Origin of the sequence: Ruminococcus sp. (assembly GCF_024691275.1) — a bacterium.
Lineage (GTDB): Bacteria > Bacillota > Clostridia > Oscillospirales > Ruminococcaceae > Ruminococcus.
Genome location: NZ_JAILNU010000043.1, coordinates 1 through 22959, shown reverse-complemented (window position 1 = coordinate 22959; position 22959 = coordinate 1). Strand labels below are relative to the sequence as shown.

Below are 22959 nucleotides of genomic sequence, written 5' to 3'. Positions count from 1 at the left end.
TATAAATAACGTATACAATATATTATATTGATGATTTCATAATTTTATGACTTGAAATGGCTTTAAACTATGATATTTCGCAAATAAAATATTTATATGGAAATATTTTTCCCGCGATAGTTGCTTTATTGTGATTTTTATGCTATAATATATTATAAACTTCTTAGGAGGGATCGTATTGCGTATTGTTGTAATGTCTGACACTCATGGCAATATCTTCGCACTGGAACGCATCATTATGAAGAATACCGACGCAGACTGGATAATACACCTCGGTGACGGTGAGCACGAGCTTGACAATTTCTTGCTCTCCCACCAGAAATTAGCACCTAAGATCATTCATGTCGCCGGAAACTGCGATTTTGGAAGTATGAGCCCGGAGGTTTTTGTCCTTCCTGTTTTAGACCACAAGATACTCGCTACTCATGGTCATCTCTACGGCGTTGGCGGCTCACTTGACAGATTAAAGGCTCTTGCACTGACAAACGGCTGTGATATTGCACTTTTCGGTCACACTCATGTGCGCTATCAGAGCTATCAGAACGGGATATACCTCATGAATCCCGGCAGCGCATCTATCCCCCGTGATGGCAATAAGCCTTCATTCGGACATATTGACATCTCTCCCGCGGGCATTGTCACGAATATCGTCGATGTATGATCCTCCCTGCTATATCTTATGCAGGAGGCGGCTTTTGGTTACACTCAATATATGCAAAAAATTATCCCCTCAGAGGTGATACGCTGAACGAATGCGTAAAACTCTCTAAGGGGATCTTTTATATAAAATACTATAATAACTAAACGCCGAGGACGACGTTTCATAGATATGTGCTGCGTAAAACAGCCAAACAGCCTGTACTATCGTACAGGCTGTTTTTACTAATAAATTATTCTCAATCCGCCATGAATACTTCAAAAGCCTTATATGCCATGTAAGTATCAAGCTTTGAAACGATCTCATAAGGAGCGTGCATCGAAAGAACAGGTACTCCCAGATCAATAGTGTCAACGTTGAGATTTGCGATATATGCAGCAACTGTTCCGCCGCCGCCCTCATCAACCTTGCCAAGCTCACCTGTCTGCCAAATGACCTTCTTAGCGTCCATAAGTCTTCTGATACGACCTGTGAATTCGGCAGATGCATCAGATGTACCAGCCTTGCCGCGAGCTCCTGTATACTTTGTAACAACAACACCGTAATTGATATATGCACTGTTGTTTCTCTCGTTTACCTCAGGGTAAGTCGGGTCATACGCTGCATTTACGTCAGCTGAGAGGCATTCGGAAGCAGAAAGGACCGTTCTCGCATCAGAGCCGAGAGCTTCTGCAATATCAGCAATAAAATATTTGAGATATGCAGAACGCAGACCTGTATTTCCGTCGCTGCCAGTCTCCTCCTTATCTGTGAGGACTGTTACGACTGTATGCTTTGGCTTCTTGCACTCAGCTGTAGCAATGAGAGCAGGATATGCACAAACCTTATCATCATGACCGTAAGCTCCGATCATACTTCTGTCAAAGCCGATATCCTTAGCCTTGAAAGCAGGAACAGCTTCAAGCTCTGATGATATGAAGTCAGCCTCTGTTATGCCGTACTTCTCAAAGAGTATATTCATGATATTCAGCTTTACAGAGCCGCTCTCTTCGTCGTCCTTGAACGGACGTGAACCGATAACGATGTTAAGACGCTCGCCCTCGATGCCCTTGGACATTGGCTTCTGCATCTGGGAAGCTGCAAGGTGGGGCAGAAGATCTGTAACGCAGAAAACAGGATCGTTCTCATCTTCACCGATATTTACCGGTACAGTTGTGCCGTCTGCCTTTATGACAACACCGTGGAGCGCAAGGGGTATCGTAGTCCACTGATACTTCTTTATACCGCCGTAATAGTGTGTCTTGAAAAGAGCCATTTCTGTATCTTCATAGAGCGGATTCTGCTTGAGATCAAGTCTTGGAGAATCAATATGAGCAGCACAAAGACGTACACCTTCACTGATCGGTGCAGTTCCAATAACAGCTGCGAGAACAGCCTTACCGCGATTGCTTACAAATATCTTATCCCCTGACTTCAGCTTCATACCTGCCTTGAACTCGACGAAGCCCTTTTTCTGAAGGAGCTCTGTAGCGTAAATCACTACCTCGCGCTCGATCTTAGCAGTGCTCATGAATTCCTTGTAGCCTTCGCAGAACTTATCGCAGGCTTTGAGTTCCTTATCAGAGATAAGGTGATAAGCATTCTTGCGCTGCATAAGGAGCTTTTCCTTGAGCTTCTTTGCTGAATCTTTTTTTTCTGCCATTATAATATTTCTCCTTTCGCAGAAAATATATATCACAGCCTGACGGCTGAGTTACTGCACTTTTACAGGTGACTGCTTGCTTTTGAAAAGCTCGCGTATCTTCCCTGAAACCTCCCATGAAATGCCGTTTACGGTATCCATATTGCCGTTATTTCTTATTATATAGTCGGAATGACTGCGGAAGAACTCCTCATCAAGCTGAGAATTCATTCTTCTGCGAGCCTGATCCTGAGTAAGTCCGTCACGGGAAATAATACGTTTCTCACGTATATCCGCATCGGCAAGGACTGATATGATTATCTCACAGAAATCGTCTGCACGGCTCTCAAAAAGAGTAGGAGCGTCAAGAAGTATGAGCTTCTCGCCTTTAAGGGAGTGAACACGTATCTGACGGAGGATCTCGCCTGTAATATAAGGATATGTAATTGTATTCAGAGTTTCAAGCTTGGTCTTATCCGAGAAAACAATAGCAGCCAGAGCTTTTCTGTTGAGTGTTCCGTCATCGCAGATAACTCCCGCACCGAAGAAATCAGCTATCTCGTCCAGACATTTGCTGCCCTTCTCGACAACTCTGCGAGCGACCTGGTCTGCGTCAATGACCGCAAAACCGTTTGACGCAAATATTTTTGAGACTGTGCTTTTTCCTGCGCCTGTCTGACCTGTAAGCCCAACGACCATAACTCCGTTGAGACTGTTCATACCCTTATCACCTCGAATCCTGCCGCCCTTATAAGACGGTTATATACTGCAAGTCCCACGCCCTCAGGTCTTGGAGCGCGGACATATACTCTTGCTGCACCTGCATCATCGAGTTCACGGAGTCTCTGGAAGAGCAAATGCGCCTGCTCGGAGCTGTCCTTTCCATAAGTCATATATCTGTATGGGAAATTATCGCTGTCGGAATCAAAGATAAGTGAATACACATCATCTCCCGTATGCTCTCCGACATAAGCGATAAAGCCTTCGAGCTCACCCTCGACCATGATTATATCCGCTTTGGGTGAATAATGCTTGTACTTCATACCGGGTGAAGCAGCCTTCTGACCTGCTTCGAGCTCATGAAGTATGGCATGGTCGATAATTACCTCGCTGCACACCTGTTCCAGCATCTCTTTGGTAACACAGCCAGGGCGGAGTATCCTTACAGTACTCTCCCCCTCAATGGCAATGACCGTGGATTCAACGCCGAATCTTGAACTGCCGCCGTCAACGACTGCGGATATCTTTCCGTTCATATCGCGCATAACGTGTTCGGCAGACGTAGGGCTCGGATAGCCTGAGGTGTTTGCTGAGGGAGCGGCTATCGGTCTGCCTGAGATCTCTATTATCCTGTGCATAACAGGGTGTGACGGCACTCTGATGCCGACGGTATCAAGTCCGCCCGAGGTTATCATAGGTATCCTCTCATTTTTGGGAAGTACCATGGTAAGAGGTCCCGGACAGAACTTTTCTGCAAGAGTGTATGCAAGGTCGGGTATAGAAGTTGTGTAATCCTTTGCCTGTGAAAAGTCAGCAAGATGAACAATAAGCGGATTATCAGCAGGTCTGCCCTTTGCTGCAAATACCTTGCGGACAGCCTCCTCATTGGAAGCATCTGCGCCGAGACCGTACACTGTCTCGGTAGGTATACCTACTATCTCACCGTTTCTTATAAGCTCTGCTGCCTTTACAAGGTCAATATCGTTGTCACTCAGTAAAACTGTATCCATAAAAACTACGCTTCCTGATTTGCGAGCTTGGCAGCCTGATCGGCAGTCGCCAGCGCATCAAATACTTCGTCAAGATTTCCGTTGAGGATATCCTCCAGCCTGTATATGGTAAGACCAATACGATGATCTGTAAGTCTACCCTGCGGATAGTTGTATGTCCTGATACGCTCGGAGCGGTCGCCTGTACCGACCTGCATTTTACGCTCCGACGCGATCTTGGCGTCATGTTCCTCCTGCATTGCTTCGTATATCCTTGAGCGCAATATCTTCATAGCTTTATCTTTGTTCTTATGCTGGCTTCTTTCGTCCTGACACTCCACCACGACATTCGTTGGAAGATAGGTTATTCTTACAGCGGACTCTGTTTTATTTATATGCTGTCCGCCTGCACCGCTTGCGCGGAAATAGTCTATTTTCAGATCCGTTGGATTGATCTCCAGCTCGACATCATCGGCTTCAACGAGAACAGCCACGGTAACTGTTGAAGTATGGATACGTCCCTGCGATTCAGTCTCGGGGACGCGCTGTACGCGGTGAACGCCGCTCTCATACTTCAGGCGCGAATAGGCACCGCTTCCCTCAATGGAGAAGCTTATCTCCTTGAAACCTCCCAGCTCTGTAGGATTGGCGCTGAGTATCTCCTGTTTCCAGCCCATAGCCTCTGCGTACATGGTATACATACGATACAGCGAATTGGCAAAGAGAGAAGCCTCCTCGCCGCCTGCACCGCCTCTTATTTCTATAATAACATTTTTTTCATCGTTAGGGTCTTTAGGCAGCAGCAGTACTTTGAGCTCCTGAGTAATTCTCTCCATAGCCTCACGGGAATCATCGTATTCAGCCTGAGCCATTTCCTTGAATTCCTTATCAAGACCGCCGCTGTCAAGCAGTTCCTTAGCTTCATCAAAAGAAGCCTGTGCTTTCTTGTATTCTCTGTACTTCTCAATAATGGGAGTAAGGTTCTTGAACTCCTTCATAAGCTGTGCATACAGCTTATTATCACTGACAACATCGGGATCAGCGAGCTTATCGCTTATCTCGTCGTATTTCTGCTCCATCAAAGCAAGTTTTTCAAACATTCGGTATTCTCCTTAATGCTAAAAATATTACTGAAAATATTGCTGTCAGCTAACCTTCGTCAGCGTGTTTGACGCTGCGGATACTCTTTTCGATCTTATTGCGGGCGACCATAAATTCTCTTGCACACTTGGTACATCTGAGCCTGAAATCCATGCCTGAACGTATTACAAACATCTCATTGCCGCCGCATGGGTGATTTTTTTTCATTGTAAGAATGTCGCCTGCCCTAATATCCAAAACAATATCCTCCCTTCGATAAAAATAAAAAATTGCACATTTCTCATTATACCCCAAATACGCTCTCAAATCAATATTTTGAGGGTATATTTTTTTCATTTTGGTGAAAAATAATAAAAACTCGCACAGAAACATATTGAACCCATACAAAACAGAAAGGAATATTTTTATGTTATCCAGAGTTACAGCCGAATTTGAATCCCCTGAGCTTGCAGAGCTCGCAATTATGCGCGTAAAAGACAGCGTACAGTACGTGTATTCCACACACATGATATATAACAGAATATCCGAAAAGGCACTGCATATTTCCCGCGGCACAACAGTATCGCTGATACCGACCTATTCAAATACGCACACAAATTTCCTGACCGCAGTAATGGAATCACCTGCATCAAAAGACGTTATCCCCGAGCCTGCACAGAACAGAAAGACCTCTGCCTGCATAGTCTGCGGCAGTGCAGCCGTTGACAATGTTATCGCCGTCCTCAACGCTATGGGCGGACTTAATATAAGATTTGCCCAGTAGCATATCTCTCTGCTTCCTCGCATAGAATTTACTGTCAGGGATATTTTCCCAAAACTGTAATGACTACGGAGGTATATGATAATGGAATACAGACCCGAAGGCTGCATTTTTGAAACACCGCTTAATCAGAAACTCATCTCAACAGCAAAAGGACTTACAGAAGCTATGGAAAAAGGCACCATACTCGAAGCGAGAGTGAAACTCTGTACGAGTTCACACGATCTCGTTATAGAGCTTCCATGCGCAAAGGGAATTATTTACCGTGAAGATGGCGCTATAGGTATTAAAGAAGGCTCGACCCGTGATATAGCGCTGATATCACGGGTCAATAAAATAGTATGTTTCAAGGTGAAATCACTCGACCTTTCCGAAAACGGAGAGCTCGTGGCAACTCTTTCGAGAAAGGCTGCTCAGGAAGACTGTCTCCGCGAATACATATCAGGTCTTTTCGCAGGTGATATAATTCCCGCAAGAGTGACCCATTTTGAGCAGTTCGGCAGCTTTGTCGATATAGGCTGCGGCATACCGTCACTTCTTCCCATAGACACTATGTCTGTATCACGCATCTCTCACCCGTCAGACCGCTTCAAAGTAGGTCAGCTGATAAAAGTTGCCGTAAAATCCAATATCGACAACAGGATATTCCTTACACACAAGGAGCTACTCGGTACATGGGAAGAAAACGCCGTGAAATTCAAGGCCGGCGAAACTGTCCCGGGAGTGATCCGTTCCATAGAGGAATACGGCATTTTCGTTGAACTGACACCTAATCTCGCAGGACTTGCCGAACCTAAAGAGGATATACATATCGGTCAGAGCGTAAGTGTATACATAAAAGCGATACTGCCTGACAAGATGAAAGTCAAGCTTATAATCGTTGATGTATGCAGCGAAAAGACTCCGCCTGCACCTGTAGAATACTTCGTCGATTCAGACAGAATCACAGAGTGGAACTACTCAACAGCCGCCTCAGATAAAGAAATATCCACCGTATTCAAATAAAAAAATGCACCCAAATACGGGTGCATTTTATCATATTTCTTAGAATGCGATCTGCTCAGCGATCTTATGAAGTTTAACATCATAATCCTTCTGCATTGAAAGAGCTTCCTGTATATCATAATCAACGATCTTGCTGTCCTTGATACCAACAACACGGTTGCCGACACCCTGCTCAAGAAGTTCAACAGCATAGTAGCCCATTCTTGTAGCTTCAACTCTGTCTCTTACTGTAGGTGAACCGCCTCTCTGTACGTGACCGAGGATAGTTGCTCTTGCTTCGATACCTGTCTTCTCCTGAAGCATATTTGCGATCTCCTGAGAATGTCCGATGCTCTCAGCAACGATAACTACAAAATTCTGCTTGCCCTTTGCCTTCTTTTCAAGCATTGTGTTTGCAATAGTGTCAATATCATAAGGAACTTCCTTTGTGATGATATCTGTAGCACCACAAGCAACGCCTGTATTTACAGCGATGTGACCTGCGCCGCGTCCCATTACCTCAACAACAGAGATTCTGTCATGTGACTGAGAAGTGTCACGAAGCTTGTCAATGAGCTCCATAGCTGTGTTCATAGCTGTATCGAAACCGATAGTATAATCAGTGCAGGCAATATCGTTGTCGATAGTACCCGGAAGTCCTATACAAAGAACGCCCTGTGCCGAAAGATCAGCAGCTCCTCTGAATGAACCGTCGCCGCCGATAACAACAAGACCCTCGATGCCAAGCTCGTCGCACTTAGCCTTTGCCTTTGCAACGCCTTCAGCTGTTCTGAATTCAGGGCATCTTGCTGTATAAAGGATAGTACCGCCATTGTGGATTATATCGGAAACGCTTCTCTCGTCCATTTTGATGATATCTCCGGTGATAAGTCCGACGTAACCTCTGCGAATACCGTATACTTCCATTCCTTTGCTAAGAGCTGTTCTAACGACTGCTCTTACTGCGGCATTCATTCCGGGAGCATCTCCGCCGCTTGTTAAAACACCGATTTTCTTGATCATATCATTTTCTCCATTCTGCACTTGGCATATATTGTTTAACCCGCAGATAACTGCGGCATAATTCCATACACTAATATTTTACTACTTTGCGCAAAAAATGTCAAGGGAATTTCGTATTTTTTCATCTGTGACCTGCATTATATGTAAAAAATTGCTATATCAGTCCGATCTGAGACATATCATAGATCGTTTTCAGCTTCTCAAATGCTGCTTTATCCACCTTCAGACTGAGTTTTGAACGCGGCACAACTGTTTTTTTCAGATCTGAAAGATAGCAGCATACAGAAGTATTGCCGCTGCTCATACCGCACAGCTCAATAAGCTCAGGCTTTATTATCGCATTGTCAGAGTTCATTTTTATGCACAGCTTCATGTTTGAGATAAGTCTTTCAAATTCTGTCTCAGAAGTTACTGCACCGCATATCACAGTAATACGGTCATCCTTAACGGATATTTTTCCGTTTACCAGCACAATGGCGTCCTGCGTAAGCTTCGAGCCGTTAAGCATATAAAGATCAGGGAAAACAACTCCTTCAAGCTCACCTGTATCGTCCGAAAAGGTCACAAAACACATCTTGTCACCTTTTTTTGTAACATGAAGCTTTGTGCTCTCTACCGAGCAAAGAAGTTTAACGTTCATACCGTCCCTGAGATCGCCGTCATTCATGAGACCGCCAATTTTCCGCGTATGCATGAGCTCCATTATCCATTCATACGGTGAAAGAGGATGTCCGCTGAGGTACATTCCAGTCGCGTCCTTCTCCAGTGCAAGGAGCATTTTCACATCATATTCCTGCTTATAGGGTATGCGGACGTTCATTTCCGATGTATCCTCACCGTCAAGGAAATTGAGCTGCCCCTCGATAACACCGCGTGAACCTGCTCCTGTCATGTCCATGAGCATCTCATAGCTTTCGAGCATCTGTCTGCGATTCAGTCCCAGCCCGTCGAAAGCGCCTGCTTTTATGAGATTTTCAAGGGCTTTCTTGTTTAACTCTCTGCCTTCCACGCGCTCGCAGAAATCCTGCAAGCCTGTAAATTCGCCGTTCTTATTTCTCTCAAAGATTATCCTGTCCGCGAGACCGCTGCCTGCATTTTTTATTGCAAGAATTCCGAAATACATCTTACCGTCAACATAGGTGAAGCCCTTGTTGCTCTTGTTGATATCGGGGCGAAGTATCTCTATGCCGCTGTCACGGCAGGCGTTTATATACTCGGCGAGCTTTGAACTCACGCCCATAACGCTCGACATAAGAGCTGCCATATATATTCCGCGGTAATGGCATTTCAGGTAGGCTGTCTGATACGCAAGATATGCATAAGCTGCCGCATGGGATTTATTGAAGGCATATGACGCAAAGCTTATCATCTCGTCAAATACCGAGTTGGCAGTCTCCTCAGGAACACCTTTCGCAGCAGCGCCCTTAACGAAGCTCTCACGCTCTTTCAGCATTACGTCATGCTTTTTCTTTGCCATTGCCCTGCGAACTATATCAGCATGACCGTAGGAATAGCCTGCAAGCTTTCGGCATATCTCCATTACCTGCTCCTGATATACCATTACTCCGTAAGTATCGGCAAGGATATCTTTAAGGAGAGGGTGCTTGTATCTGACATTTTCTGGGTGCTTTTTATTCTCGATATAAACCGGAATGGACTTCATAGGTCCGGGGCGGTAAAGAGAGATGACTACTATAAGATCTTCCAGTCTCTCGGGACACAGCTCCATGACCCTTGCAGTCATGCCGTCGCTTTCAAACTGGAAGATGCCTTGAGTATCGCCTCTTGACATCATGTCATAGACCGCCTTATCGTCAACGGGGATAGCGTTGATATCAAAATCAGGCTGTGTCCTGCGTATCTCATTAACCGTATCCCTTATTATCGTAAGGTTGCGCAGTCCAAGAAAGTCCATTTTCAGCAGTCCCAGCGATTCAAGAACTCCCATGGTGTACTGAGTGACAACAGTATCGTCGTTCAGCTGGATAGGTACAAGGTCGCTGAGCGGAACTGCCGATATGACAACTCCTGCCGCATGGGTAGAAGCATGGCGCGGCATTCCTTCGAGCTTTTTTGCAAGGTCTATCAGCTTCCTTACGTTCCTGTCACTGTTATACAGACCGCTCAGTTCTTCCGATTCCTTCATTGCCTCATCGAGATCTGCTTTCGGGTCTATCTCCTTTGCGCATCTGTCACAGAGCTGATACGACAAACCTAGAACTCTGCCCACATCGCGGACTGCTGCACGAGCTTTCAGGGTATCAAAGGCGATTATTTCCGAAACATAGTCCGCACCGTAACGCCGCACAACATAGTCCTTGACGCTCTGCCTGCCTTCGATACAGAAATCTATATCAAAATCAGGCATACTGACTCTTTCAGGATTTAGGAAACGCTCGAACAGAAGGTTGAACTTGATAGGATCAATTCCCGTGATACCGATACAGTATGCACACAGACTTCCCGCGCCCGAGCCTCGTCCCGGACCTACGGGCACATTATGTTCACGGGCATAGCGTATGAAGTCCCAGACTATGAGATAATAGTCTGTATATCCCATTTTTGTGATTATATCCAACTCGTACTCCATGCGCTGCACAACATTTTCGGGCGGCTCTGAGCCGTACTTCTCAAACATACCCTTTCGGCACAGCTCGCGGAAATACTGCTTGTTATCACTTACACCTTCGATAGTGAACTTGGGAAGCTTTATATTGCCGAATTCAAACTCTACATTGCAGCGCTCTGCTATCTTTGCAGTGTTGCTAACAGCTTCTTCGTGTCCTTTGAAGAGTGCCGCCATTTCGTCTGCCGACTTCACGTAAAACTCGTCGGTCTCGAATTTCAGTCCGCTTGGATCATCGAGAGTCTTTCCCGTTTGTATGCAAAGCAGAACGTTCTGCATCTCAGAATCGTTCCTGTTTATATAATGGCAGTCATTTGTCGCTGCAAGAGGTATCCCTGTTTCCGCCGACAGCTTATAGAGCAGTGGAAGTATCTTCAGTTCATCTCTGATACCGTGGTTCTGCACCTCTATGAAGTAGTTCCCTTCGCCAAAGATATCGCGGTATTTAAGAGCTACAGCCTTAGCTTCGTCGTAGCTCCCTTCAACAAGAAGGCGTGGTATCTCTCCTGCAAGGCAGGCAGACATACAAATAAGACCGCCGTGATATTTTTGCAAAAGCTCCAAATCTACACGCGGTCTGTTATAAAAGCCTTCGATACCTGCAATTGAGACAAGCTTTACCAGATTACGATAGCCTTCATTATTTTCGCACAAGAGTATCAGATGATAAGGCGAAGCATCGAGCTTAGGCTCGCGGTCATGGCGGGTACGCCTTGCAACGTAGACTTCACAGCCGATAACAGGCTTTATATCGGCAGCTCTTGCTGCATTCCAGAATTCCACTGCACCATACATATTTCCGTGGTCGGTTATGGCAACGGCTGTCTGCCCGAGCTCCTTTACCCGTTCAATGAGCGCCTTTAAGCGGCAGGCTCCGTCAAGAAGACTGTATTCGGTATGGACATGAAGGTTTACGAATTCATCAGCTCTCATGTTTTCTGCCTCCGCATCTGATCTCATCTGCCATTTTTGCAAGCTTCTTGAATCTGTGGTTGACACCTGAGCGGCTTATGGGCTCGCTGAGGGACTCCCCTATCTCCTGGAGGCTCATATCAATATTATCAAGCCTGAGCTGTGCGACCTCGCGCAGTTCATCTGAAAGGGTCTCCAGTCCGACAGCATGGTCAATGAGCTTTATATCCTCTATCTGCTTCATTGCAGCCTTGACTACCTTGTCAATATTAGCTGCATCGCAGTTTGCTATCCTGTTTGCTTTATTGCGGATATCCTTGTATATCTTCATATTCATGAGTTCAAGGGTACACTGGGTCGCACCGATAAAGGTCAGCGTATCCTCGATGGATTCACTGCCCTTGATATAAACTATATACTGTCCCCTTCGCATGACCGTCTTTGCTGTAACACCGATATCGCCGAGGAGAGTTGCAAGCTGCATTGCAAGCCCTTCCTCCGGACATGAAAATTCAAGGTGATATTCCTTTGACGGATCATTGACGCTTCCGCAGGCAAGAAAAACACCTGCTGTAAAAACTCCGAGACTATTGGTTGCAATAATCTCGGAATCTATCTCTCTGACATTCTCACGAAGTCTGTATTTACGGAACACCTCAGCAGCATTATCGCCGCCGACCTCACAGATATGGAGTACTGTGCCGTTTTTGCGGATATGATCTCTGCTCTGCGGCTTTGTCTTGAAAACCGCTGTAAACAGGCTGCAAAACAAGTCCGCAGAAGTCCTGCTCTCACTCTGGAAGCATACGTGCTCCTTAGTGAGGGTACGGCAGAAAAGCAGCATACCGTACAGGCAGGCAAAGCGCCTGTCTTTATCATTTACAGAGGAGCATATCTCCCCTCTGACATCATTTGAGAAGGAAATTTCAACTCACTCCCATACTCAGAATTTTCTGTCTTTAGCTATATCTCTGTGGTATTTCTGTACCTTGTATTCTTTTTCGATAAGGTGATCTGCCATAAGCTCGGCAAAGGTTATGGAGCGGTGTTTTCCGCCCGTACAGCCGAAGGATATAACTAGCTGGCTCTTGCCCTCCTGAACATACAAAGGTATAAGATAATCAATAAGGTCAGTCAGTTTATCGAACAGCTCCTGTGACTGCGTGAAGCTCATAACATAGTCCCTGACGCAGCTGTCACAGCCTGTATGGTTGCGAAGCTCCTCGATATAGAAGGGATTCGGCAGGCATCTCACATCGAATACCAGATCGGCTTCCGTAGAAACGCCGTACTTGAAGCCGAATGACATTACCTTTATCATAAGGGAATCCGAACTCTTTTCAAGGAAGATCGACTTGACCTGCTCTTTGAGCTGTGATGAAGTAAAATTGGAAGTCTCTATGTAATAATCCGCTATCTCACGCATCTGAGAGAGCTGGCTCCATTCATAGTTTATCGCATCGTGGATACTTCCGTTGAACTTTTCGGAAAGCGGGTGCTTACGGCGGGTCTCCTTATAACGTTTTAGCAGAACGTCATGATTAGCCTCGATAAAGAGCACTTTCACATCGACATCAGGCTGCTGTTTGAGCTCCTGCCACGAGCGGAGTATCTCCGCGAACATATCGCCCGACCTGATATCCACAGCCACGGCTATCCTGTTTATATTTGATTCGGACTGTCTGCACAGATCAACGAACTGAGTTATCAGCTTGGGTGGGATATTATCAATACAGTAAAAGCCGATGTCCTCCATAACGTCCATTACGCTGGACTTGCCTGAACCCGACATTCCCGTTACTATCAAAAGCTGCATAAAACTCTCCTTACGCCAAAGATTTACTGAAGTATAACAGGCTCAAGTTCAAGTACATAGCCTGTTTTCTCCTTTACTACCGTTTTTACCTTTTCACAGAGTTCCAGGACATCTGCACAGGTCGCATAGCCTTTATTGATAACGAATCCGCTGTGTTTTTCACTGACCATAGCACCGCCGCAGGTAAGTCCTTTCAGTCCGCACTGCTCAATGAGGAGCGAAGCATAGCTTCCCTCGGGACGCTTGAACGTGCTTCCTGCACTTGGGTATTCAAGAGGCTGTTTTGAACTTCTTTTTGCCATGCACTCGCTCATAGCCGCCTTTATGCCGTCAGGATCACCGTTTCTGAGTTCTACCGTCACAGAAGTTATGACCTTATCTGTGCCTGAAAAGATACTCCTGCGGTATCCCAGCTCCATTTCATTCTTTCCGATCGAGCATATATTACAGTTCTCGTCGATATACTCGGCTGAAACTACAACGTCCTTCATCTCACTGCCGTAAGCTCCTGCGTTCATATACAGAGCTCCGCCGACAGTTCCCGGGATACCGAAAAGGTTCTCCATTCCTGTAAGACCGAGCTGCTGTGCGCGGACACACGCTGCTGCGAGCAAAGTGCCTGCATCGCAGCGGATAATATTGCCTTTAACATCAATACGTGCAAAATCACTTCCGAAAAGGAGTATAACTCCGTCAAAACCTTCATCGGAAACGATAACATTACTTCCTCTGCCGAGGATACCGTACTTTATACCCTCCGACTTCATGTATCTGATAAGCTCAGCCGCAGACTTTGCCGAATTTACGCTGATAAGCGCTCTGCACGGTCCTCCGAAGCGGAATGTGATATATTCACTGAGTGAACATTCAGGAGTGATCCTGCACCCCAGCTTATCGCAAAGAGCTGATAATTCACTGATATTTATCATAGTTTCCCCCTGGGTTCTCAAATATATAGTAAAGCATCATCAGAATGCTTCATAGTCACGAACGACCTCTTTCGGGTCTGAATCCATACCAAGCCTGTTAAGGAGCTCACGGGCAGCATTATAGCCCATTTTCTTCTGTCTGTTGTTCATAGCGGCAACTTCAAGGATAACGGCAAGATTTCTGCCCGGCTTTACAGGTATTGTAAGCGACGGTATCTTTACGCCGAGAAGGCTCACAAATTCGGTATCAACGCCCATTCTGTCGTATATCTTCTCGGAATTCCACTGTTCGAGCTCAACAACGAGGTCGATCTTCTCTGTCATCTTTACAGCACCGATACCAAAGAGTCGTCTTGCGTTAATGATACCGATACCTCTGAGTTCGAGGAAGTGTCTGATATTGTCAGGCGAGCTTCCTACAAGGCTTATATTCGATACCTTTCTGATCTCGACTGCATCGTCAGCCACAAGTCTGTGACCTCTCTTTACAAGCTCGATAGCTGTTTCGCTCTTACCTACGCCGCTCTCGCCTGTGATGAAAACACCTTCACCGTATATCTCAATGAGTACGCCGTGGCGGGTTATTCTCGGAGCAAGTGTAAGGTTGAGGAATGCGATAAGACCTGCTATGAAGTTTGAGGTGCTCTCCTTGCTTCTGAGCAGAGGTACCTCATACTCCTTTGCAAGCTCCAGCATCTCAGCAAAATACGGAAGCTCTCTTGTGATAATGAGTGCAGGTATCCTCTGTGAGAAAAGGAGCTGCAAACGCTCACGTCTGGTCTTTTCATCTATAGTGGAAAGGTAAGCAAACTCCATCTTTCCTATGATCTGGATACGCTCAGGGTTGAAGTATTCATAGAAGCCCATGAGCTGGAGTCCGGGACGGTTTACATCATTTTCGTCTATCATAAGTTCATTTGCATCTTTATGGATATAGATTGCTTCAAGCTTGAATTCGTCTATCACACGCTGAAGTGAAACTTTAAAATTTTCTGCCATAATAAACTCCGTTCTCCGATCCTGGATCGGGAATTATTTTCAGCCGAGCACATATGACTCGAAACCGTACTCTATTATCTCGTCTCTTGCCTCAAGAAGATCCTGGGTACTTACTGTAACTCCCGAAACGCGGACAGCAACATTGAAGTCCTCAACATCTTCGCTTACAAGATCGAGCATCTTTTTTACATTTTCGGCAGGCGTACCATTGAATTCGTACACGGTATCACCTGTATAAACACCGTAGCTTATGTTATCGAGGTCGATATTAAGTATGACTGTATTGACCTTGAGTAGCATAGGCTGCAAAACATCTTTTTTGCCTTTAAGGATATCAGAAGCATTTACTTCAAGGAGCATATTTGAACCATTGGACATGATCTTGTCATACATGGTATTTGCCGCTGATGTAAGAGCCATATACCTGTCGGTACTCACGACCTTTTCGCCGAGGTACTCAACATCGCTCTGTCTGAAATCAGGGAATATAAAGTCATAGCATACCACCTTGTCAAAACCAGCCTGAGAGATCTCCTCGACGATATCGCTGTTATAATCGACAGCACTTTCGGAGAAGGGGTTCAGCCAAGGCTTTCCGCCTGCATCGACATCATTGTCGATCCACTGTGAGCCGTCCTCGATGGTAATGAAACCCATGTCACGGAAGTAATTCGGTACCACATTGTCATTGAATGTGCTTACAGTTGCAACAGGCTTATAACCTGCTGTCGATATGGCTGAAACTATCTCGCTCAGCTTGGTATATGACTGTATTATACCTGATGAAGTTGCATAATAGTTATTTGTTGCGTAGTAGATATCACCGCCGCTCACCTTCAGCGGGACTTCGATATACTCTATCTTCTCTCCCGAGGGTATGCGCTTCAGAGCATTTTTAATGGACTGAGCATCGGAGATATCAGTGGTATTGAGAGAAAAAGCTCTGTACTCCTCCACAGTAACAGGCGCAGCAGGATTTGCATTGTTCTCTGTAGTAACAGGATCGCCGTTCTCATCTGTCGGAGTGATATCTTCTGTGATATTTGAAGTTGTCTTCTCGTTATCACCTTTTTTCTTATTGTAATTTAGCAGCGGCTCGGCAACACTGTATCCGATAAATCCTATGCCGCCGATGAGCAGAACAGTAAGACCCACGGAAAATGCTTTGCCTACAGGGCTCTTGCCGTAGTAGTTCTTTTCCTTTGTTTTATAGATCTTTCTGCCTTTGTTCTTGAACTTCATTAACTAACTCTCCTATATCAGTATATTGCGATCATTTCAGCGAATATACTGCCATTGATATAATTCCAAGATATACAAGCATCGCAGGAAATCCCCTGAAAGAAGCAGGTACCTTGGACAAATTGAGCTTTCTGTAGGCAGCCGTGAGTATCAGGGCTGCGATAATAAAGCCGATACCAGCTTCAAAACCTGCTGAAACGTATTCACTGAGTGTGAACAAAGAGCTGTCCATGACTGCTCTTTCGTTTATAGTGAAAAGGGTGCCCATGACTGCGCAGTTGAACGCAGAAACATGGATATATTTTCGGAAATCCGTATACTTTCCTCTGCACAGTAAGTATGCCGCAGTAAGCAGAAGCACATACATTGCACCTGTGACAAGTGTATAAAGCAGAAGACGGAGGTCCTTCATATCATACGGAAGCATCGAATCAACAGCATATGCTGCCGCAGAACCTACGGTAGTGAACAGTGTAATGACACAGGCTGTACCGATAAGATTCTTTTTGCTGCCTGCCGCGATAAAAATCGTACTTATGCCGAGCGCCTGTGAAAGAATAAGGTTAGCTACAAGCAGGGTTATGAGCTCATTTATCAGAAACATCTTCACCACTCCTTGTCTTGCTGCTGTCCTTTGAAACGACAGCTCTTATAAAACGATACCCCCCGCACATGAGACCGAGGAAAATAAAACCTCCAAAAGGCTGTGCGAAGCCCTTTGTCAGGATATTGACATCTGCTATCTTGCTGTTTATGGTACCGTATGCCAGAAGCTCCCTAAGGAAGCCCGTGATGAGCATAACGGCATCAAAGCCTATTATGCAGAATATCAGCGATATTATCATATCGAGCTTTTTCATGCGGAAAAATCTCGCTTCTGTCTGGAAGACTATGAGCGAATTCACAGCCAGCAGCGGATAATATATACCTATGCGTCCGATGGAATCGGGATAGAATTCCAGAGCGGCAAGTCTTACGGGTATATATACCAGTGCCGAAATCACTGCATATATGATTATCTTAGCCGTATACGGCAGTTTTCTCGGAACAAATGATGATATGAGCACCGACAGGAAGGTTATAGCCGAAAATGCGTAAATAAGGGCTTCGGCATTTTTCAGTGTATCTCCGCAGATTATTACGGGAGAGATCACCATAAGTCCCGAAAGCACGATATTATCTCCGAGTATCCCGCCAAAGAGAAGTTTATTTCTGTTAGTCATCAACAGCAGCCTCCTCTCCCGAAGCAGGAGCATCTTCCGCCGCCGCAGGTTCTTCCTTTACCGCAAGCTCTATTCTCTTTTCAAGATTCTTGAAACCGAGAGCGATAGGTGTAAAGAGCACCGAAACTATAACGACTGCATTCTCCTTAGCGCTTGTGAGTACGAGCACGTAGGATATTATACCGATAAACAGTCCGTAGAAGAACGCATAGTAATTTCTCTTTGGTGCTATCCTCACGTCGGAAACGATATAAATAGCCGCAAAGAGCACCATATTTGTAACAAGTGAATATTTAAGCGAATCAGAACGTGAAGCTACAGAAGGAGTAACTACTGCAAAAAATCCCGTACCTGATATCATACCGATGAATGCACCTGCCGAGATGCTGCCTCTGAACATGAGAACTACCGCAGCAACCGCAAGGAGCAGTATGCTCACAGCTCCCGAAGGACCGCTGAAATTTCCGAGAAGTATCTCGAAATCAGTATGATCCATAGTACCTGTGAGGTCAAATGTGTGCGAAGCCGAATTAACAAGGACGGCAGGTGTCTCAAACACGCCTGTTTTCACATGAGGAGCGGTATATTGCAGCAGTTCCCTGTTCCATGAAGTCAGTACAAAAATATACGCCGCAGCCGCAGGAGAGAATATCATGTTCCAGCGACCGCCGAATACGTTCTTGGCAGCTATTATTGCAAAAAGCACAGCTATAGCTGCTATCTTGTAATTCATGATCGCAGGAAACATAAGTGCAAGTATCAGTGCGTCAGAAGTACAGTTGAGATCATCGGCAGTGAATTTCCTTTTCATGAACCGCAGTGAAACGATCTCTGCCACCAGAGCGGTAAATATGCATACACAAGCAAGAACGACCGATCTGATACCGTAGTAGAAATAGGACATCAGCTCCAGAGTGAGGAGCGTTATCATTATATCGAGCCATATATGGCGTTCTTTTCTTGCTTTTTTCAGCATGGCATATCTTCCTTGAGCGAAAGTGCTGCCTTTCTCATATCCTGTGCACCGAACAGATAGCTGCCTGAAACGAGCACATTGGCACCTGCTTCACGGACTACAGCGGCAGTTTCACCGTTTATCCCGCCGTCCACTTCGACATCAACATCAAGACCGAGAGAAGTTATCTTCTCCCTGATACTGCGTATCTTATCAACAGTAGACGGTATGAAGCTCTGACCGCCGAATCCCGGCTCTACAGTCATTACAAGCACCATATCAAGATCGTTGAGATACTCAAATACAGCCTCTGCAGGAGTTGAGGGCTTTATTGCAAGCGCAGCCTTTACACCGCACGACCTGATAGCTTTTAGAGTTTCAGCGGTATCACTGCAGCTTTCAAGGTGGAAGGATATAATATCCGCACCGCAGGCTGCAAATCTCTCGATATATCTGAGCGGATCGGTTATCATAAGGTGAACATCAAGAGTCATGCCTGTCACTTTTCTCACCTGTTCAAGAACAGGAATGCCAAATGTGATGTTATTTACAAAAACGCCGTCCATTACATCAAAATGGAGCATATCAATGCCATTTTCTTCGAGCTTCCTGATCTCGCTGCTGAAATTGAGCATATCTGCGCTGAGAACAGATGCCGAAACGAAATTTTTCAATTTATCACTTCTTCCGTTTTCAATCGCCTGAAAGGACAGGCGATATCAAATCTTTCTTATTCCATACATCATTATTATATAATATTTATCTCTAAACGTCAAGTCGCTCAGGAAGATTTTCACTTTAATTAATTATTTTACCGCCTTATCCCGACCGCTTTATAAATAATGTACAGCCTGTCGAACATATTATTTATAGCATATCGGAGGTGACCAAATATGTTGATAGAACTGCTGAAAGACCTTTTCTTTTTTGCCCTGCATATTGAGAATACGTCGGTCTTTCCAAAACCATTGTCAAAAAAAGAGGAAGAAGAATATTTTTCGCGTATGTCTCAGGGAGACAGCTTCGCAAGAAGCAAGCTCATAGAACATAACCTGAGACTTGTCGCCCATATCGTAAAAAAATACGCATCAAATCCCGAAGAACAGGACGAACTCATATCCGTCGGTACTGTTGGACTAATAAAAGCCGTGTCCTCATTTGACTATTCAAGAGGTGCAAAATTTGCCACGTTCGCAAGCAGATGCATCGAAAACGAGATACTCATGCAGTTCCGTGCTGCAAAAAAGACATCGGGAAGTGTATACATAAGCGAACCCGTCGAGACAGACAAGGACGGCAATGCGCTCACACTTATGGACCTCATTGATGACGGTATTGATATCCATGAGCAGGTCGATACCCTTATCCGCTCCCAGCAGCTGTACTCGTTTCTGGAGCAATGTCTCGACAGGCGCGAGCTTGATATACTGATATACAGGTACGGGCTATACGGAACGACTCCCCACACGCAGAACGAAACTGCCGAGAAAATGAATATATCACGTTCATATGTATCCCGTCTTGAAAAGAAGGCAATGATAAAACTGAAAAAAATGTTTGACAGTTCCCCTGTATAAGTTGAAAAAATGTCATTTTAGTGTTATAATCAAGGAAATAATAAAAGGAGAAATGATACATGATCTACACAGCTATGACCTGCAAAGCCATGAAGCTTGCTTACGACGCCCATCACGGTCAGCTCGACAAAAACGGCGTTCCTTACATCTTCCACCCATATCATCTCGCCGAAGAGATGCAGGACGAATACACGACCTGTGCAGCGCTCCTGCACGACACTGTGGAAGATACCGATGTTACAATAGCCATGCTCGAAAAAGAGTTCCCGCCCGAAGTCACAGAAGCTGTAAAGCTGCTCACTCACGACAAGGATACAGACTATTTTGAATACATAAAAGCCATAAAAACTTCCGCCGTTGCAAAAGCTGTCAAGCTCGCTGATCTGCACCATAACTCTGACCTGAGCCGCTTCATAAATGAGGAAGATCGTACAGCTCCAAAGACGATAGAGCGGCTAAAAAAATATTCTCGGGCAATAGAACTGCTTACCGATATTAATTGATAAAATGCACGATTATTTCCCGAACTGATTGTACAATTTGCATGGTGACAACTCCCGAAAAATATGTTATAATGTATCTCGCAGTATTTTTCGGAGGTGTCTTTATTGGAATTTAAGGTTAACTGCGGCATTTGGGGCGCAATGTTCGGCGTTCCGAGCATAGTCGCCGATAATTTTCTGAAGCTCGCATCAGGTGAGCAGATAAAGGTGCTTTTGTATCTGCTGAGATGTTCGGGAAAAATATGCAGCAGTGAGGAGATATCTGCAAATACAGGCGTAACACATCAGGAAGCCGAAGACGCAGTATTATTCTGGCAGCAGGCAAATGTGCTCAGTCCCCAGACTACAGGCGGCCCTCAGCCGGTAAGCCCGATAATGATGCAGCCGCAGCAGTCTCAGACACAGCCTGTACAGCCTATACAGCCTCAGGCTGAAACGGCAGCTCCGAAAACAGAGCCTGCCCCGGATCACAAGCTCAATCTCAGCGGCTCTGAGATCGCCGATATCATGAATGATTCACAGGATATAAAGGAGCTTTTCAAGATAACCGAAACGATCCTCGGTCCTTTGAAAAACGGACAGATGAACTCTATAATATGGATGTACGATCATCTCGGACTAAAAAAGGAAGTCATTATCACGCTTCTTTCCTACTGCGCATCAATCGAAAAGACCAACACGGCATATGTCGAAAAGATCGCTTCGGTATGGGCTGAAAATGATATAAACACCATGGCTGCCGCTCAGGACGAAATACAGAAGCTCAGCGCTTCGAGAGACTACATCTCAGGAATAATGAGAGCTTTTGAAATGACACGCCGCCCAACTGCAAAGCAGGCTGAATTCATCGAACAGTGGCGGAACGCAGGCTTTAATGTGGAACTTATACACTATGCTTACGAAAAGACGATCGAGCAGATCAACAAGCTCAGCTTCGATTACATAAACAAGATACTTCTTTCATGGCGTGACAGTGGTTTTTCAACCGCTCAGGAAGTCAAAAATGCAGAAAGCGACTTCAGAAAAAAGAAAAAGAACGCCCCCGCCAAGAGCGTCCAGACCGATCCTGATATCGAAGAATACGAATCGGTAATAAATCAACTGCTGTATTGAGGAGGTAGAAAATGGACAGCGATATCTTTGACAAAGCTCAGTCTATTATGACCAACAGACGCATGAAAGCTGTCAGCGAAAACGAGGAGCGTATCCGCGAGATCAATATGAAGATTCCCGAGATCCGCGAAATAAATGAAGTCCTTTTCAATACAGGCAAGGAGCTAATATCCCTCATCTCACAGGGCAAGAAAACAGATGTATCAGACAAGATAGAACAGCTGAAACAGTACAATCTCGGCGCTCAGGAAATGTCAAAAAAGATACTCGCCGAGCACGGCTATCCCGAGGACTACCTCGATCTGCACTACAACTGTCCCGTATGCTGCGATACAGGCTATAACGGCAACAGATTCTGTGAATGCTTCCGTGCGCTCTGCGGAAAACTCGCAGCAGATGAGCTCAATAAGAGCTCACAGCTCAGACTCTCCAATTTCGGCAGCTTTTCCCTTTCATACTATGCAGGCGAAAACTATGCCGCCATGAAGAAGATACTGGAATACACCATGCAGTATGCCTCGACCTTCTCACAACATTCAAAAAGTATCCTCATGTTCGGTCCTACAGGTCTGGGAAAAACTCACCTTTCACTCGCCATTGCGAACAAGGTGCTTGAAAAGGGCTACAGCGTCATATACGATTCAGCTATAAATATTCTCCGCAATATTGAGAAGGAGCATTTCAGCTATGAGCACTCTTCTGAAATGATAGACCTTGTAATGGAAACCGATCTTCTCATTCTTGACGATATGGGAACAGAGTACGAAACACAGTTCTACAACGCAACTATATACAACATCATCAACACTCGTCTGAACTGCGGAAAGCCGTCGATCATAAGCACAAATCTTGATTTTGCAGGTATTGCAAGGCGCTACGATAAAAGAGTAGTGTCCCGAATAGTCTCTATGTACTCATGCCTTGAATTTAAGGGTGACGATGTAAGACTTCAGATCAGAAAAAACAACGTATAAAAAAGGCTGCCTTTAAGAAGGATAACCATACAAAAATTTTGCCCCGAAGCACTTTGAAATGCTTTGGGGCATTGTATTTTACACGGTCACTGTGATAAACCTGTTACTGTTTGTCAAGCCCTTTTTAAAAGATTTTCAACATACAAGTTTTCAACACATGGGCATGACAAATAAAGCCGAATAACAGTATTGTTTTTCGGCTTAGAAGGAAAAGGTACAACAGATCAACAATAA

The 22959-nt window shown here is 45.2% G+C and carries 23 protein-coding genes; 7 read left to right on the top strand and 16 right to left on the bottom strand.

What is annotated here, in order from left to right:
- Positions 1 to 178: 178 nt before the first annotated feature.
- A complete protein-coding gene (locus K6G33_RS05590) occupies positions 179 to 661 on the top strand; it encodes a metallophosphoesterase (protein ID WP_173450077.1) in 483 nt (160 codons plus the stop codon).
- A gap of 235 nt (positions 662 to 896) precedes the next feature.
- On the opposite strand, the gene K6G33_RS05585 is transcribed toward K6G33_RS05590, so the two are convergent.
- From K6G33_RS05585 to K6G33_RS05565, 5 genes are read right to left on the bottom strand one after another with little or no spacing between them, the layout of a single operon-like run.
- Positions 897 to 2300 (bottom strand): aminopeptidase, encoded by a 1404-nt coding sequence (locus K6G33_RS05585; protein WP_296777177.1) that lies wholly within the window; start codon positions 2298 to 2300, stop codon positions 897 to 899.
- A 51-nt stretch (positions 2301 to 2351) separates the two neighbouring features.
- Positions 2352 to 2999 carry a dephospho-CoA kinase gene (gene coaE, locus K6G33_RS05580; protein WP_296777174.1) on the bottom strand — a complete coding sequence of 216 codons (648 nt, stop codon included), beginning with the start codon at positions 2997 to 2999 and terminating at the stop codon, positions 2352 to 2354.
- Positions 2996 to 4009, bottom strand: coding sequence for an L-threonylcarbamoyladenylate synthase (locus K6G33_RS05575; RefSeq protein ID WP_296777172.1), 1014 nt, complete (start codon positions 4007 to 4009; stop codon positions 2996 to 2998). Before K6G33_RS05575 ends, coaE begins: the two co-directional genes overlap by 4 nt.
- A gap of 5 nt (positions 4010 to 4014) precedes the next feature.
- Positions 4015 to 5088 carry a peptide chain release factor 1 gene (prfA, locus tag K6G33_RS05570; protein ID WP_173450081.1) on the bottom strand — a complete coding sequence of 358 codons (1074 nt, stop codon included), beginning with the start codon at positions 5086 to 5088 and terminating at the stop codon, positions 4015 to 4017.
- A 49-nt stretch (positions 5089 to 5137) separates the two neighbouring features.
- On the bottom strand, positions 5138 to 5326 hold the full coding sequence (locus tag K6G33_RS05565; protein ID WP_173450082.1) for a DUF951 domain-containing protein: 189 nt from the start codon (positions 5324 to 5326) through the stop codon (positions 5138 to 5140).
- 169 nt (positions 5327 to 5495) lie between these two features.
- Here K6G33_RS05565 and K6G33_RS05560 point away from each other — a divergent pair, with 169 nt between their 5' ends.
- Together K6G33_RS05560 and K6G33_RS05555 are read left to right on the top strand one after the other, a co-directional pair.
- On the top strand, positions 5496 to 5852 hold the full coding sequence (locus tag K6G33_RS05560; protein WP_296777168.1) for a hypothetical protein: 357 nt from the start codon (positions 5496 to 5498) through the stop codon (positions 5850 to 5852).
- 81 nt (positions 5853 to 5933) lie between these two features.
- Complete coding sequence (locus tag K6G33_RS05555) at positions 5934 to 6854, top strand: S1 RNA-binding domain-containing protein (protein WP_296777166.1); 921 nt, start codon at positions 5934 to 5936, stop codon at positions 6852 to 6854.
- 39 nt (positions 6855 to 6893) lie between these two features.
- Here K6G33_RS05555 and pfkA read toward each other — a convergent pair whose 3' ends face one another.
- From pfkA to rpe, 11 genes are all read right to left on the bottom strand, one after another.
- Positions 6894 to 7856 (bottom strand): 6-phosphofructokinase, encoded by a 963-nt coding sequence (gene pfkA / locus K6G33_RS05550; RefSeq protein WP_296777164.1) that lies wholly within the window; start codon positions 7854 to 7856, stop codon positions 6894 to 6896.
- Between the two features lie 154 nt (positions 7857 to 8010).
- Positions 8011 to 11415 (bottom strand): DNA polymerase III subunit alpha, encoded by a 3405-nt coding sequence (locus tag K6G33_RS05545; protein ID WP_296777162.1) that lies wholly within the window; start codon positions 11413 to 11415, stop codon positions 8011 to 8013.
- Positions 11405 to 12319, bottom strand: a complete 915-nt coding sequence (gene whiA / locus K6G33_RS05540) for a DNA-binding protein WhiA (protein ID WP_296777209.1) — start codon at positions 12317 to 12319, stop codon at positions 11405 to 11407. The genes K6G33_RS05545 and whiA overlap by 11 nt, the downstream gene beginning before the upstream one ends.
- A gap of 18 nt (positions 12320 to 12337) precedes the next feature.
- Positions 12338 to 13210, bottom strand: a complete 873-nt coding sequence (gene rapZ / locus K6G33_RS05535; RefSeq protein ID WP_173450330.1) for an RNase adapter RapZ — start codon at positions 13208 to 13210, stop codon at positions 12338 to 12340.
- Positions 13211 to 13233: 23 nt separating this feature from the next.
- Positions 13234 to 14139: a UDP-N-acetylmuramate dehydrogenase gene (gene murB / locus K6G33_RS05530; protein WP_296777160.1), complete on the bottom strand. Its 906-nt coding sequence runs from the start codon at positions 14137 to 14139 to the stop codon at positions 13234 to 13236.
- A gap of 39 nt (positions 14140 to 14178) precedes the next feature.
- Complete coding sequence (hprK, locus tag K6G33_RS05525) at positions 14179 to 15138, bottom strand: HPr(Ser) kinase/phosphatase (RefSeq protein WP_173450332.1); 960 nt, start codon at positions 15136 to 15138, stop codon at positions 14179 to 14181.
- 39 nt (positions 15139 to 15177) lie between these two features.
- Positions 15178 to 16380, bottom strand: a complete 1203-nt coding sequence (locus K6G33_RS05520) for a putative glycoside hydrolase (RefSeq protein WP_296777155.1) — start codon at positions 16378 to 16380, stop codon at positions 15178 to 15180.
- A gap of 31 nt (positions 16381 to 16411) precedes the next feature.
- Positions 16412 to 16984 carry an Rnf-Nqr domain containing protein gene (locus K6G33_RS05515; RefSeq protein ID WP_296777152.1) on the bottom strand — a complete coding sequence of 191 codons (573 nt, stop codon included), beginning with the start codon at positions 16982 to 16984 and terminating at the stop codon, positions 16412 to 16414.
- A complete protein-coding gene (locus K6G33_RS05510) occupies positions 16968 to 17603 on the bottom strand; it encodes an Rnf-Nqr domain containing protein (protein WP_296777149.1) in 636 nt (211 codons plus the stop codon). The genes K6G33_RS05515 and K6G33_RS05510 overlap by 17 nt, the downstream gene beginning before the upstream one ends.
- On the bottom strand, positions 17596 to 18579 hold the full coding sequence (locus tag K6G33_RS05505) for an RnfABCDGE type electron transport complex subunit D (protein WP_296777147.1): 984 nt from the start codon (positions 18577 to 18579) through the stop codon (positions 17596 to 17598). The genes K6G33_RS05510 and K6G33_RS05505 overlap by 8 nt, the downstream gene beginning before the upstream one ends.
- A complete protein-coding gene (rpe, locus tag K6G33_RS05500; protein WP_296777144.1) occupies positions 18573 to 19232 on the bottom strand; it encodes a ribulose-phosphate 3-epimerase in 660 nt (219 codons plus the stop codon). Before rpe ends, K6G33_RS05505 begins: the two co-directional genes overlap by 7 nt.
- A 219-nt stretch (positions 19233 to 19451) precedes the next feature.
- On the opposite strand from rpe, the gene sigK reads away from it, so the two are divergent.
- The 4 genes from sigK (at position 19452) to K6G33_RS05480 (ending at position 22725) form a co-directional block, all read left to right on the top strand.
- Entirely contained in the window at positions 19452 to 20135 is a 684-nt protein-coding gene (sigK, locus tag K6G33_RS05495) for an RNA polymerase sporulation sigma factor SigK (RefSeq protein ID WP_296777141.1), read from the top strand.
- A gap of 59 nt (positions 20136 to 20194) precedes the next feature.
- Positions 20195 to 20638, top strand: coding sequence for an HD domain-containing protein (locus tag K6G33_RS05490; protein WP_296777138.1), 444 nt, complete (start codon positions 20195 to 20197; stop codon positions 20636 to 20638).
- 105 nt (positions 20639 to 20743) lie between these two features.
- Entirely contained in the window at positions 20744 to 21751 is a 1008-nt protein-coding gene (locus K6G33_RS05485) for a DnaD domain protein (protein ID WP_296777136.1), read from the top strand.
- Between the two features lie 11 nt (positions 21752 to 21762).
- A complete protein-coding gene (locus tag K6G33_RS05480) occupies positions 21763 to 22725 on the top strand; it encodes an ATP-binding protein (protein ID WP_296777133.1) in 963 nt (320 codons plus the stop codon).
- The last annotated feature ends 234 nt before the right edge of the window (positions 22726 to 22959 follow it).

Bases quoted from the DNA above. Each gene is read 5' to 3' on its own strand.
- K6G33_RS05505 (WP_296777147.1), bottom strand. From the start codon at position 18,579: ATGCTGAAAAAAGCAAGAAAAGAACGCCATATATGGCTCGATATAATG.
- K6G33_RS05555 (WP_296777166.1), top strand. From the start codon at position 5,934: ATGGAATACAGACCCGAAGGCTGCATTTTTGAAACACCGCTTAATCAG.
- K6G33_RS05510 (WP_296777149.1), bottom strand. From the start codon at position 17,603: ATGACTAACAGAAATAAACTTCTCTTTGGCGGGATACTCGGAGATAAT.
- K6G33_RS05560 (WP_296777168.1), top strand. From the start codon at position 5,496: ATGTTATCCAGAGTTACAGCCGAATTTGAATCCCCTGAGCTTGCAGAG.
- pfkA (WP_296777164.1), bottom strand. From the start codon at position 7,856: ATGATCAAGAAAATCGGTGTTTTAACAAGCGGCGGAGATGCTCCCGGA.
- prfA (WP_173450081.1), bottom strand. From the start codon at position 5,088: ATGTTTGAAAAACTTGCTTTGATGGAGCAGAAATACGACGAGATAAGC.
- K6G33_RS05490 (WP_296777138.1), top strand. From the start codon at position 20,195: ATGATCTACACAGCTATGACCTGCAAAGCCATGAAGCTTGCTTACGAC.
- K6G33_RS05585 (WP_296777177.1), bottom strand. From the start codon at position 2,300: ATGGCAGAAAAAAAAGATTCAGCAAAGAAGCTCAAGGAAAAGCTCCTT.
- murB (WP_296777160.1), bottom strand. From the start codon at position 14,139: ATGATAAATATCAGTGAATTATCAGCTCTTTGCGATAAGCTGGGGTGC.
- K6G33_RS05515 (WP_296777152.1), bottom strand. From the start codon at position 16,984: ATGTTTCTGATAAATGAGCTCATAACCCTGCTTGTAGCTAACCTTATT.
- K6G33_RS05480 (WP_296777133.1), top strand. From the start codon at position 21,763: ATGGACAGCGATATCTTTGACAAAGCTCAGTCTATTATGACCAACAGA.
- coaE (WP_296777174.1), bottom strand. From the start codon at position 2,999: ATGAACAGTCTCAACGGAGTTATGGTCGTTGGGCTTACAGGTCAGACA.
- K6G33_RS05575 (WP_296777172.1), bottom strand. From the start codon at position 4,009: ATGGATACAGTTTTACTGAGTGACAACGATATTGACCTTGTAAAGGCA.
- sigK (WP_296777141.1), top strand. From the start codon at position 19,452: ATGTTGATAGAACTGCTGAAAGACCTTTTCTTTTTTGCCCTGCATATT.
- K6G33_RS05545 (WP_296777162.1), bottom strand. From the start codon at position 11,415: ATGAGAGCTGATGAATTCGTAAACCTTCATGTCCATACCGAATACAGT.
- K6G33_RS05520 (WP_296777155.1), bottom strand. From the start codon at position 16,380: ATGAAGTTCAAGAACAAAGGCAGAAAGATCTATAAAACAAAGGAAAAG.
- rapZ (WP_173450330.1), bottom strand. From the start codon at position 13,210: ATGCAGCTTTTGATAGTAACGGGAATGTCGGGTTCAGGCAAGTCCAGC.
- hprK (WP_173450332.1), bottom strand. From the start codon at position 15,138: ATGGCAGAAAATTTTAAAGTTTCACTTCAGCGTGTGATAGACGAATTC.